Genomic DNA, 13,196 nt, shown 5'->3' with positions numbered 1-13,196 from the left:
ACAAGCTGTGCACAAGTCCTATGCCTTGCTAAATCTATGAATTTTGAACTTATGCACAGTGTCCACAAGACCTACTACTACTACTAAAATAATACTAATAAAATAAAGGAGTATCATGATTCAATTTGCGATTAATAAAGCTTATTTCCTACAAGCACTTCATACAACTCGACGAGCTATTTCCTCTAAAAATGCTATCCCAATTCTATCAACCATAAAAATCGAGGTAACTAGTGAGGGAATCTATTTGACTGGTTCAAATGGTCAAATTTCAATTGAAAACAGCATTTCCGTTTCAGAAGAAAATGCAGGTTTATTGATTACCCAATCAGGTACTATCCTTTTGGAAGCAAACTTTTTTATTAATGTTGTTTCAAGCCTACCTGATGTTACCCTTACTTTTGAAGAAATCGAACAATACCAAGTATTACTAAAAAGTGGGAAATCTGAAATTACTCTAAAGGGGAAAGATGTCGAACAATATCCACGTATTCAAGAAGTTGATAGCTTAACCCCATTAATGATGAATACTAAGGTATTAAAATCCATCATTTCTGAAACTTCATTTGCAGCAAGTACGCAAGAAAGTCGTCCAATTTTAACCGGAGTTCACTTTGTCCTTTCCAACCACAATGATTTAAAGGCTGTAGCAACAGATTCTCATCGTATGAGCCAACGCCAACTTGTTTTAGAGCATTCTGCAGATAATTTTGATGTTGTAATCCCAAGTCGCTCTCTAAAAGAATTATCAGCAGTCTTTAGTGATGATATTGATAACTTGGAAGTTTTCTTCTCAGCTAATCAAATTCTTTTCCGTAGTGAAACCATCTCTTTCTATACACGCTTACTGGAAGGAAATTATCCAGATACGAATCGTCTCTTGTCAGATTCATTTGAAACTGAAGTTGTTTTTGAAACTGCAAGCCTCCGTTCTGCTATGGAGCGTTCTTATCTGATTTCAAATGCAAGTCAAAGTGGAACAGTCAAACTCGAAATCGTTAATGGTAATGTTAGCGCTCATGTTAACTCTCCGGAAGTCGGAAAAGTCAATGAAGACATTGATGTGCAGGATGTTTCGGGTAGTGATTTGATTATTAGTTTTAATCCAACATACTTGATTGACGCCTTAAAAGCACTTAAGAGTGAGACTGTACGTGTGCGTTTCATCTCACCAGTACGTCCATTTACTTTGACGCCAGCAGATGATAGTGAAAACTTTATTCAATTGATTACACCTGTAAGAACAAACTAAAATCGAAAAAGTTATCCACTGTGGATAACTTTTTTACTAGAAAGGGATTTTATGTACCAACTTGGAAGTTTCGTTGAAATGAAAAAACCTCATGCTTGTACTATCAAAGCAACAGGAAAAAAAGCCAATGAATGGGAAGTGACCCGTCTTGGAGCTGATATTAAGATTCGTTGTACCAATTGTGATCATGTGGTCATGATGAGTCGTCATGATTTTGAAAAGAAACTAAAAAAAGTTTTATAACTAGGTTTAAGGATGAGGTCTGCATCCTGAAGATTGCCTATATTGGCAGGGTGTCAAAGTTACCCCAAAAGATCTCATTTTGTTATTTCTTCCTTTTTCTAATTATCAAAAGGAAGCTGCCAATTTTTAACATTTTTTGTGTTATAATTAACTGAATTACTTTTTTATGGAGAAAAATATTAATGGCTTTAACAGCAGGTATCGTTGGTTTGCCTAACGTTGGTAAATCAACTCTTTTCAATGCAATTACAAAAGCAGGTGCGGAAGCTGCTAACTATCCTTTCGCAACAATTGATCCAAACGTTGGTATGGTTGAAGTACCAGATGAGCGTTTGACAAAATTGACTGAACTTATTACCCCTAAAAAGACAGTTCCAACCACATTTGAGTTCACAGATATTGCAGGTATTGTAAAAGGAGCATCAAAGGGTGAAGGTCTTGGAAATAAGTTCTTGGCCAATATTCGTGAAGTGGATGCGATTGTCCATGTTGTTCGTGCCTTCGATGATGAAAATGTTATGCGTGAACAAGGGCGTGAGGATGCTTTCGTTGATCCGATGGCTGATATTGATACCATCAACCTAGAATTGATTTTGGCTGACCTTGAGTCAGTTAACAAACGCTATGCCCGTGTTGAAAAAGTTGCCCGTACTCAAAAAGATAAAGATTCTGTGGCAGAGTTTAATGTTCTTCAGAAACTTAAGCCCGTGCTGGAAGATGGCAAGTCAGCTCGTACGATTGATTTTACTGAGGAAGAGCAAAAAATTGTAAAGGGACTTTTCCTCTTGACAACAAAACCGGTGCTCTATGTGGCAAATGTTGATGAGGATCAAGTCTCAAATCCAGATGATATTGAGTATGTTAAACAAATTCGTGAGTTTGCAGCAACTGAGAATGCAGAAGTAGTCGTTATCTCAGCTCGTGTTGAAGAAGAAATTTCTGAGTTGGATGATGAGGATAAAGAGATGTTCTTGGAAGACCTCGGCTTGACAGAGTCTGGTGTTGATAAACTGACACGCGCAGCTTATCACTTGCTTGGTCTTGGAACTTATTTCACTGCTGGTGAAAAAGAAGTAAGAGCTTGGACCTTTAAGCGTGGTATCAAAGCCCCACAAGCTGCTGGAATTATCCACTCTGACTTCGAGAAAGGCTTTATCAGGGCTGTAACGATGTCTTATGACGATTTGATTAGCTATGGATCTGAGAAAGCTGTTAGGGAAGCTGGACGCCTTCGTGAAGAAGGAAAAGATTATGTTGTTCAAGATGGTGACATCATGGAGTTCCGCTTTAACGTATAGAAAATAAAAAAATAATGCACCAGGCTGAAAAGTATTTTTCAGTCCTTTTGCTGTCTATCAAAGAGGAGAAATAATGACAAAATTAGTAGTTGGTTTGGGCAATCCAGGTTCAAAATACCATGAGACACGTCACAATGTTGGTTTTATGGCAATAGACCTTATTGCTAAGGGGTTAGGGTTAACATTTTCTGAGGAAAAGACCTTTAAGGCTGAAGTGGCTTCAACTTTCTTAAACGGTGAGAAAGTTTATTTTGTTAAACCAACAACCTTTATGAATCTATCAGGTCTAGCCGTTAGAGCATTGTTGGCTTATTACAATATTCCAATCGAAAATTTTATCGTCATTTATGATGATTTAGATATGGAAGTTGGAAAAATCCGTTTTCGTCAAAAAGGTTCAGCAGGTGGTCATAATGGTATTAAATCTATCATTGCTGAAACCGGAACTCAAGAATTTGATCGTATAAAAATTGGCATTGGTCGTCCACAAAAAGGTATGACAGTCGTTAATCATGTTCTTGGAAGATTTAATGAGGATGATTATGCCACAATACAGCTGACTTTAGACAAGGTAGAGGCCGCACTGAATCATTACCTTAAAACAAATGATTTTGAAGACACCATGAGGCGTTATAATGGCTAATACAATCTTAGATCTTTTTGAGGAAAATCCTCAATTGGTTGAATGGCGAGATAAGGTGTCATTATTAAGTCGACAACTGTTAATGGGATTTTCTGGTTCGAGCAAGGCAGTTGTCATGGCATCCGCTCTTTCTGAACAGGTTCCAAAGATTTTAATAGTCACCTCAACACAAAATGAAGCTGAGCAATTGACAGGAGACTTGTCAGCTATCTTAGGAGAAGACAAGGTTTACTCCTTTTTTGCAGATGACGTATCAGCTGCTGAATTTATCTTTGCTTCACCAGAAAAGACCCATTCTCGTCTCGAAAGTCTTAATTTTTTAATGGATAAAGAGGCAAGTGGAATCTTAGTTACGAGTTTAGTTGGTACTAAGTTACATTTGCCTAATCCTAAGGTTTATAAAGACTCTCGTATTGACTTAGCACTAGGGGAGGAACATGATTTAGAAGCTCTTAGTAAGCATCTGAGTAATATTGGATATCAAAGAGTAGAACAGGTTTTCTCACCTGGTGAGTTTAGTCGCAGGGGCGATATTTTAGATATTTATGAACTGACTGCAGAGCTACCTTACCGTTTAGAATTTTTTGGAGACGAGATTGATGGCATTCGTCAGTTTGATAGTGATAGTCAGAAATCTTTAGACAATTTAGAGCATGTTATCGTATCACCGGCAGATGATATTATCTTAACAAGAGAAGATTACCAACGTGCTGAGAAGGCCCTAGAAAGTGAAGTCTCAAAGTCAGAAGGTCCTCATAAGGCTTATCTTGAAGAAGTTCTGTCAGTAACGATTGATGGTCACCGTCATAAAGATTTGCGTAAGTTTCTATCTCTCTTTTATGACAAAGCTTATACCTTATTTGACTATCTGCCCAAGGGGACTCCTGTATTCATTGATGATTTTCATAAAATAGTGGACCGCCACGGGCGTCTTGAATTGGAGGTGGCTAATCTTTTAACTGAGGATCTTCAACAAGGTAAGTCGCTAAGTCATCTAAATTACTTTGTGGATTCATTTAAGACTTTGCGTAACTATCATCCTGCTAGTTTCTTTTCAAATTTTCATAAGGGACTGGGGAATCTTAAATTTGATAAGTTGTATCAATTCACGCAATACCCTATGCAGGAGTTCTTTAACCAGTTTCCACTTCTAGTTGATGAAATACATCGCTATACCAAGAATAAGGCGACAGTTATTTTACAAGTAGGATCTGAGAAGCAGCTCAAATCTTTGAAGGAAACTTTGGAAGAATACGACCTAGATTTACCTCTTAGTAGTTTTCAAGATTTAATACCTAATAAGCCTCAGTTAGTTTTAGGAAACTTATCCAATGGTTTTTACTTTGCGGATGAAAAGCTTGTTCTAGTTACTGAACGTGAGATTTTCCATAAAAAAGTGAAACGTCGTGTGCGTGCCAGTCATGTTTCCAATGCTGAGCGTCTTAAAGATTACAATGAACTTGAAAAAGGTGATTATGTTGTACACCAGACTCATGGTATCGGACAATTTAAAGGTATTGAGACCATTGAGATTAAAGGGGTGCATCGTGATTATCTGACTATCCAATATCAGGATGCAGCTACAATTTCTCTACCTGTTGAGCAGATTGAGAGTCTCTCTAAGTATGTGTCGGCAGATGGTAAAGAGCCCAAAATTAATAAACTCAATGATGGGCGCTTCCAAAGGACCAAGCAAAAAGTAAGCAAGCAGGTAGAGGATATTGCCGATGATCTCTTAAAACTCTATGCCGAGCGTAGTCAACTTAAAGGTTTTGCATTTTCACCGGATGATGATAATCAAAGAGATTTCGAAGATGATTTTGCCTACGCTGAGACAGTGGATCAATTGCGTTCTATCAAAGAAATTAAGGCAGACATGGAGTCAGATAAACCTATGGATCGTCTCTTGGTTGGTGATGTTGGTTTTGGTAAAACAGAGGTAGCTATGCGTGCTACCTTCAAGGCAGTCAACGATGGTAAGCAAGTTGCTATTCTAGTTCCTACAACAGTTCTCGCCCATCAGCACTATTTGAATTTTAAAGAACGTTTTGAAAATCATGCCGTTGAAGTGGATGAACTTAGTCGTTTTAGAAGTAAAAAAGAGCAGACTGAGACTATTGACAATCTAGCTAAAGGTCGTATTGATATTATCATCGGTACCCATCGTCTGCTATCTAAAGATGTTAAGTTTTCTGACTTAGGCTTGTTAGTAATTGATGAAGAGCAACGTTTTGGCGTGAAGCATAAAGAGAAACTTAAGGAGTTGAAAGCTAAGGTTGATGTCCTTACTCTAACTGCGACACCTATTCCTCGTACGCTTCATATGTCTATGTTGGGGATTCGTGACTTGTCGATTATTGAGACAGCGCCTACCAACCGTTATCCAGTTCAAACGTATGTGATGGAAACCAATCCTGGTCTTATTAGAGAAGCTGTTCTAAGAGAGATGGACCGAGGTGGTCAAGTTTTTTATATTTATAACCGTGTTGAAACCATTGACCAAAAAGTTTCTGAACTACATGAGTTGGTACCTGAAGCACGTATCGGGTTTGTACATGGTCAGATGAGTGAGTCGATGCTAGAGAACACCCTCCTAGACTTCTTGAATGGTGATTACGATGTTCTGGTAGCTACAACCATTATCGAGACAGGGATTGATATATCCAACGTTAATACTCTTTTTATTGAGAATGCAGACCATATGGGCTTGTCTACCCTTTATCAGCTAAGAGGTCGTGTTGGACGTAGTAATCGAATTGCTTATGCTTATCTCATGTATCGTCCTGACAAAGTACTAACAGAAGTCTCTGAGAAGCGTTTGGATGCTATTAAGGGCTTTACTGAACTGGGGTCAGGTTTTAAAATTGCCATGCGTGATTTATCTATTCGTGGTGCAGGAAATATTCTTGGTGCTTCTCAAAGTGGTTTCATTGACTCAGTCGGATTTGAAATGTACTCGCAACTCTTGGAAGAAGCTATCAATAAACGTCAAGGTAAAACTCAAGTTCGCCGTAAAGGAAATGCAGAGTTCAATCTTCAAATTGATGCTTATCTTCCAACCGACTATATTTCTGACGAGCGTCAAAAAATTGAAATTTATAAGCGGATTCGAGAAATTGAGAATCATAAAGACTATCAAGACCTTCAAGATGATCTTATTGACCGCTTTGGAGAATATCCAGACCAGGTTGCCTATCTCATTGAGATTGGTCTGGTTAAGGCATATCTAGATGCTGCCTTTGCAGAATTAGTTGATCGTAAGAATGATAGTATTATTGTTCGTTTTGAAAAAGCTTCTCTTAAATTCTTCTTGACTCAAGACTATTTCGAAGCTATCTCTAAGACGCATTTAAAGGCAAGAATTAGTGACAACAAGGGGAAAGTTGAGATTACTTTTGATGTTCGTAATAAGAGAGACTATGAGATCCTTGAAGAGTTAAAGATTTTCGGACAGACATTTATGGAAATCAAAGAACGTAAAGAAAAAATAGAAGCTTAAGGAAAGTTTAAGTAAGTCGCTATATACTATAAACATCCTAAAACTTTTCTTTTTCATAAATCTCCTGAGAGGGGCGACTGGTGTCGTTCCTCTCATTTTTGCGTTTAAAAAGGCTTTCGTCTGCTATTTTCTAAAAAAAATGCTATCATAGAAGAGATATCCTAACGAAAAGGAAATAATAATATTGAGATTAGACAAATATTTAAAAGTATCACGAATTATCAAACGTCGTCCAGTAGCTAAAGAAGTAGCTGATAAAGGACGTATAAAAGTGAATGGGGTGCTCGCTAAGTCATCCACGGATTTGAAGATTGGGGACCAGATTGAAGTTCGTTTCGGAAATAAACTGCTGACTGTTCGTGTACTCGAAATGAAAGATAGTACTAAAAAAGAAGATGCGGCAAAAATGTATGAAATTATAAGTGAAACAAGGATTGAAGCAGATGAGCAAGAAGCCTAATATTGTACAACTTACGAACGATTACATAGATAATGCCAATCAAGAGCAACGTCTAGAGCGTGCTGAACACGAGCAGAGAAATCGCTTTATGGGATGGATTCTCTTTGTTGTTGTTTTACTCTTTATCTTGCCAACCTATAATCTGGTTGAGACCTATATGAATATTAAACAACAAGAAAAAGAAGTTTTGTCACTTCAGAAAGACTATGAGAAACTGTCCACTCAGACAAAAGAACGAAAGGATTTGGCTAAAAAACTTAAGGATGATGCTTTCGCTGAGAAATATGCGCGTGCTAAATACTATTATTCACGTGAAGGAGAGTCTATCTATCCTGTCCCAAGCTTATTACCCTAATGAAAGATTTACTTAAGACTGTAGAAACTTTTTTAACCTACTCAGAAGCTAAGTTAGAGGAACTATCAGAAAAAAATCAAGAACTCAAAACAGATATACCAAGGAAAGTAGAGGTGAAGAAGCAGGCATGAAAAAGCTCCTTATAGCTGCAACCGTTGTGCTTGTATCTTCCAGTCCTTTAATCCTACTTCCTATGGAGAAAAAGCTAACTCTGACCTCAAAACAGGTCCAAAAGTTGACTCAAAACACTACAGTTAGTTTGAGTCAGTTTAAACAGATTCCTAAAAATCCAAGAACGGTAACAAGTATCCTAACTTATAAAAACAAGGAATTAACAGATTTTAAGGCCAATATTCAAGCAGATACCAAACTATCAATTTCTGCTATTTTTTGGAATGCTAAGGGTGAACCTGTTTTCCAACTTCAGGATGGTGATTATGTAGCCGCTAGTCAGCAATCAATTATTGATGATAGTGTCTATAATCAAAAACCAGTAGACATGACCTTCTGGACTAAAGATGGTTTATCAGTTTACAAAGAACCTTACGTTTTAGGGACTGAAAAAGCAGACTCTAAACTCGCTAGTTTCAAACCGATAAAGGTTAGCCGAGCTGCCCAGACGCATGCTGGAACTTATTATTTTGCAGATGGAGAAGGTTGGATCAATGCCTCTGACTTGTCAACTACTGATAATCGCATTGAGGCTGTTCAAAAAGTACTTAACGAGAAGTATAACAATCAAGAGCGCATCTCAGTTTATGTTAAGCAACTTGATACTGGAAAAATAGCAGCTATCAATGACGAAAAAAGCATGTATGCTGCTAGCGTAGCCAAGCTAGGTGTCCTCTATTATGCACAGGAACGTCTGTCGCATAAGAAATTATCTTTATCAGACGAGTATCAATATACCTCTGCTGTGAATGGATTCCCAGGTGCTTATGATCCAGATGGTTCTGGAAAAATCAGTAAAATGCCTGATGATAAAAACTATAGCTTGGAAAATCTGTTGAAGGCTGTAGCCCAAAACTCAGATAATGTAGCGACAAATATATTAGGTTATTATGTAGCCAATCAGTATGATAAATCCTTCCAAAAATCAGTAGATAAAGCCGCAGCGACCTCATGGAATATGGATAAAAAGGAGTTGACTGCTAGAGCCGCAGGTACCCTGATGGAGTCTGTCTATAGGCAAAATGGGGATATTATCAATTATCTTTCAAGTACAGACTATGATGGCGAACGTATTTCAAAAAACATTGATGTTCCTGTTGCACATAAAATAGGAGATGCCTACGACTTTAAACATGATGTGGCAATTGTTTATACAGATTCGCCCTTTATTCTATCGATTTTTACGGATAAAGAGGGCTATGACAAAATCACCTCAATTGCAGATGATGTTTATGGAATTTTAAGATAATGACAGAAAAATTGTTGCAAATGATGCAAGACAAAGGTTATTTTAACCAGCACAAGAAAATTTTAGTAGCAGTATCAGGTGGGGCAGACTCGATGAGTTTGCTGCACTTTTTGTATAACCATCAAAAAGACTTGGACATTCAGCTTGGGATTGCTCATATTAATCATAAACAACGACAAGAATCGGAGCATGAAGAAACGTATTTACGTCATTGGGCAAAGGAACATCAGATCTCTTTTCACTATAGTGCCTTCTCAGGAAAGTTTTCAGAAAATGACGCCCGCACCTTTCGCTATGAGTTTTTTCGGAGAGTTATGAAGGATTATGGTTACACTGCCCTTGTGACTGCGCATCATGCTGATGATCAGGCTGAGACGATTTTTATGAGACTTTTGAGAGGAAGTCGTTTAAGACATTTGACAGGAATTTCAGCTGTAAGACCTTTTGGCACTGGTCAGATTATTCGTCCCTTTTTGCACCTCACAAAAGCTCAACTTCCAGAGACTTTCCATTTTGAAGATAAGAGTAATACTTCATTAGCCTATCTCCGGAATCGTATTAGACTATCCTATCTCCCTACCTTATCTCAGGAAAATCCTAAATTCAAGGAGCATCTTTGTCTTTTATCCGAGGAGATTGGTCTTATGGAGCAAGCTCTAGAGGAGTTAACAAAGGATATTACTATCACTGATTTATCTGTTTTTCAACAACAGTCAGATGCTGTCCAACTCCTTCTTCTTCAGAATTATTTAGACTCCTTTCCTGATTTACAGCTTTCTAAAGGCCAATTTAATCAATTGTTAAGTTACTTAAGAAAAAAAGCTTCTGGAAAGGTGCCCCTAAAAAATGGTTATGAATTAGTCAAAACACAAACTGATTTCTTAATAAGGCAAGAAGAGTCTCTATCTTTATCTTCCCCTCGTCACTTAAAACTTGGAGAATCTATCACGTTTGAGGAGTACACATTGACTTTTTCGAAATTCAATGACAATTCTAACGTAGATTGTGTTAATATTTGTTCAGATTCTCCAATTACGATTCGTCATAGACAAAAAGGCGATAAGATTGACTTTGGTAGTCACCATAAAAAATTAAGACGACTTTTCATAGACAATAAAATTCCAGACAAGGAAAGACAAAAAGCTATTATAGGAGAACAAGATGGTCAGATTATCTTTCTTTATGTCTCTGGGCGTCTCTATTTGAAAAAAAAACCCGAAAATGCTATACTTTATGGCACTGTGGTCATTTATAAGAATTTCTAATCAAATACCATGTTTAAATAACGATGATTGAAGTAAAAGTGGTATAATAACACAATATTGACTTCGAGAAAGGGAACCCAATGTTAGAAAAAGACATTAAAAAAGTCCTCTTTTCCCAAGAGGATATCGTAGCTAAAACTAAAGAATTAGGTCAGCAATTAACAAAAGATTATGAAGGAAAAAATCCCCTTTTAGTCGGTGTTTTAAAAGGTGCTGTTCCATTTATGGCTGAACTTATCAAACATATCGATACACATCTTGAAATGGACTTTATGGTCGTTTCAAGTTATGGTGGTGGAACCGTCAGCAGTGGTGAGGTAAAGATACTTAAGGATGTTGATACCAATGTTGAAGGACGAGATATCATCTTTATTGAAGATATCATTGACACTGGACGTACCCTCCTTTACCTTCGAGATATGTTCAAATACCGTAAAGCAAACTCAGTAAAAATAGCAACTCTTTTTGATAAACCAGAAGGTCGCGTCGTTGACATTGAAGCTGATTATGTATGTTACGATGTTCCTAACGAATTTATTGTTGGTTTCGGACTAGACTATGACGAAAAGTACCGTAACCTTCCTTACGTTGGTGTTCTAAAAGAAGAGATTTATACAAAATAAGTAAAGGTCTAATTAGCTTATGAATAATAAAAATAATAATGGCTTCTTGCGGAATGCTTTCCTCTATATCTTAGTGATTATTGCAATCGTAACAGGAGTCCAGTATTTTGCTGGGGGAAGCCAAAGTCCAAGTCAATCACTGTCTTACACGCAGTTGGTTAATAAAATTAAAGATGGTAAGGTGAAATCAATCACCTATCAACCAAACGGTAGTATCATTGAGGTTAAAGGAAACTACAAAAAGGCCGAGAAGGTTGATACAGACCTTAGTTTACCATTTTTAGGTAGCGCTTCGTCAGAGACACGTAGCTTTACTTCAACAGTTCTTCAGAACGAAACAACAATGAAAACATTGCAATCGGCTTCAGAATCAGCTGATGTTAATGTTAAAATGATTCGTGAAAGTTCAAGTGGCACTTGGATATCGTATCTCTTTAGTTATATCCCTTTGATTGGTATTGCTATTTTCTTCATTTTTATGATGAATCAAGGTGGCAACCGAGGTGCCATGAATTTTGGTCGCAATCGTGCTAAAACACAATCAAAAGAGAATATTAAGGTTCGCTTCACAGATGTAGCGGGTGCAGAAGAAGAAAAAGAAGAACTCGTAGAAGTAGTTGATTTCCTCAAAAACCCGCGTAAATACAAGGCTTTGGGAGCACGTATTCCTAAGGGTGTTCTTCTTGAGGGCCCTCCAGGAACAGGTAAAACTCTTCTTGCTAAGGCTGTGGCTGGTGAGGCAGATGTTCCCTTCTTCAGTATTTCAGGTTCTGATTTTGTAGAAATGTTTGTTGGTGTCGGAGCAAGCCGTGTTCGTAGCCTGTTTGAAGATGCTAAAAAGGCTGAGAGAGCTATCATCTTTATTGATGAAATTGATGCTGTTGGTCGTCGTCGTGGTACCGGAATGGGTGGTGGAAATGACGAACGTGAACAGACCCTCAACCAGTTGTTGATTGAAATGGATGGGTTTGATGGCAATGAGAATATTATTGTCATTGCTGCAACCAACCGTAGCGATGTTCTTGATCCAGCTCTCTTGCGTCCAGGACGATTTGACCGTAAAGTTCTTGTTGGTCGCCCAGATGTAAAAGGTCGTGAAGCCATCTTGAAAGTCCATGCTAAGAATAAACCATTGGCTGAAGACGTTAACCTTAAGGTTGTTGCTCAGCAAACTCCAGGTTTTGTTGGAGCTGACCTAGAAAATGTTTTGAATGAGGCAGCTTTGGTTGCAGCGAGACGTAGTAAGACAAGGATTGATGCTAGCGATATTGATGAAGCGGAAGACCGTGTTATTGCTGGTCCTTCTAAGAAAGATCGTCAAGTATCTGAACACGAACGTAAAGTTGTGGCTTACCATGAAGCAGGACATACGATTGTTGGTCTAACCCTTTCTAGTGCTCGTGATGTTCATAAGGTTACTATTGTTCCTCGAGGTCGTGCAGGTGGATATATGATTTCTTTACCAAAAGAGGATCAAATGTTGTCATCTAAGGACGAGCTTAAAGAACAATTGGCAGGCCTTATGGGTGGACGTGTGGCAGAAGAAATTATCTTTAATGTTCAAACGTCAGGTGCTTCAAATGACTTTGAGCAAGCAACACAATTAGCACGTGCAATGGTTACTGAATATGGTATGAGTGAAAAACTTGGACCAGTCCAATATGAAGGTAACCATGCTATGAATCCAGGTCAATTTACACCGGATAAGTCTTATTCAGCTCATACTGCCCAACTCATTGATGAAGAAATTCGATCACTTCTGGTTGAAGCACACGATAAAGCAGCTGAAATTATCAATGCAAACCGAGAAACACATGCTCTCATTGCAGAGGCTTTGCTTAAGTATGAAACACTCGACGCTGCACAGATTAAATCAATCTATAAAACTGGTAAAATGCCAGCAGATTCTCTTGAGGATTCTGATGAAGATAATCATGCTTTATCTTTTGATGAAGTCAAAGAGAGACTTGAAACAAAGAATAATAAAGATGAAGAAGAGTAGAGTGTTTACTCTTCTTTTTTATTGAATACAAAAGTTACAAAAAAAGAAAATTAAAACTTTAAAAAAGTTATTGACAAGGTAAGCAAGAGATGATAATATGAATAGGCTACATCGGAGGATGAAGCAGAGACACGAG

The 13,196-nt window shown here is 37.8% G+C and carries 12 protein-coding genes; all 12 read left to right on the top strand.

All coding sequences use genetic code 11. From position 1 onward, the window contains the following. Positions 1 to 115: 115 nt before the first annotated feature. The 12 genes from dnaN to ftsH all read left to right on the top strand — a co-directional run bounded on the left by dnaN (position 116) and on the right by ftsH (position 13,060). Positions 116 to 1,252 (top strand): DNA polymerase III subunit beta, encoded by a 1,137-nt coding sequence (gene dnaN / locus QRD39_RS06825; RefSeq protein WP_008535965.1) that lies wholly within the window; start codon positions 116 to 118, stop codon positions 1,250 to 1,252. 51 nt (positions 1,253 to 1,303) lie between these two features. Further along, complete coding sequence (locus QRD39_RS06820; protein WP_008535964.1) at positions 1,304 to 1,495, top strand: DUF951 domain-containing protein; 192 nt, start codon at positions 1,304 to 1,306, stop codon at positions 1,493 to 1,495. A 182-nt stretch (positions 1,496 to 1,677) separates the two neighbouring features. Continuing rightward, positions 1,678 to 2,793: a redox-regulated ATPase YchF gene (gene ychF, locus QRD39_RS06815; RefSeq protein ID WP_008535963.1), complete on the top strand. Its 1,116-nt coding sequence runs from the start codon at positions 1,678 to 1,680 to the stop codon at positions 2,791 to 2,793. Positions 2,794 to 2,866: 73 nt separating this feature from the next. Next, positions 2,867 to 3,436, top strand: a complete 570-nt coding sequence (gene pth, locus QRD39_RS06810; RefSeq protein WP_002887360.1) for an aminoacyl-tRNA hydrolase — start codon at positions 2,867 to 2,869, stop codon at positions 3,434 to 3,436. Next, positions 3,429 to 6,935, top strand: coding sequence for a transcription-repair coupling factor (gene mfd / locus QRD39_RS06805; RefSeq protein ID WP_285956075.1), 3,507 nt, complete (start codon positions 3,429 to 3,431; stop codon positions 6,933 to 6,935). The genes pth and mfd overlap by 8 nt, the downstream gene beginning before the upstream one ends. A gap of 184 nt (positions 6,936 to 7,119) precedes the next feature. Then, entirely contained in the window at positions 7,120 to 7,395 is a 276-nt protein-coding gene (locus tag QRD39_RS06800; protein ID WP_008535957.1) for an RNA-binding S4 domain-containing protein, read from the top strand. Further along, complete coding sequence (locus QRD39_RS06795) at positions 7,379 to 7,750, top strand: FtsB family cell division protein (protein ID WP_002887358.1); 372 nt, start codon at positions 7,379 to 7,381, stop codon at positions 7,748 to 7,750. Before QRD39_RS06800 ends, QRD39_RS06795 begins: the two co-directional genes overlap by 17 nt. After that, positions 7,750 to 7,881, top strand: a complete 132-nt coding sequence (locus QRD39_RS06790; RefSeq protein WP_021152711.1) for an SP_0009 family protein — start codon at positions 7,750 to 7,752, stop codon at positions 7,879 to 7,881. Before QRD39_RS06795 ends, QRD39_RS06790 begins: the two co-directional genes overlap by 1 nt. Beyond that, positions 7,878 to 9,170 (top strand): serine hydrolase, encoded by a 1,293-nt coding sequence (locus tag QRD39_RS06785; protein WP_008535955.1) that lies wholly within the window; start codon positions 7,878 to 7,880, stop codon positions 9,168 to 9,170. Before QRD39_RS06790 ends, QRD39_RS06785 begins: the two co-directional genes overlap by 4 nt. Beyond that, entirely contained in the window at positions 9,170 to 10,435 is a 1,266-nt protein-coding gene (gene tilS, locus QRD39_RS06780) for a tRNA lysidine(34) synthetase TilS (RefSeq protein ID WP_285956074.1), read from the top strand. The genes QRD39_RS06785 and tilS overlap by 1 nt, the downstream gene beginning before the upstream one ends. A gap of 80 nt (positions 10,436 to 10,515) precedes the next feature. Continuing rightward, positions 10,516 to 11,058: a hypoxanthine phosphoribosyltransferase gene (hpt, locus tag QRD39_RS06775; protein WP_002887355.1), complete on the top strand. Its 543-nt coding sequence runs from the start codon at positions 10,516 to 10,518 to the stop codon at positions 11,056 to 11,058. A 19-nt stretch (positions 11,059 to 11,077) separates the two neighbouring features. Then, the gene (gene ftsH / locus QRD39_RS06770; protein ID WP_021152715.1) at positions 11,078 to 13,060 is read left to right on the top strand and encodes an ATP-dependent zinc metalloprotease FtsH; all 1,983 of its coding nucleotides are present in this window, start codon (positions 11,078 to 11,080) and stop codon (positions 13,058 to 13,060) included. The last annotated feature ends 136 nt before the right edge of the window (positions 13,061 to 13,196 follow it).

The organism is Streptococcus raffinosi, assembly GCF_030284685.1.
In the GTDB taxonomy this organism is placed as follows: Bacteria; Bacillota; Bacilli; order Lactobacillales; family Streptococcaceae; genus Streptococcus; species Streptococcus raffinosi.
This window is presented reverse-complemented; position numbering and strand designations above follow the sequence as displayed.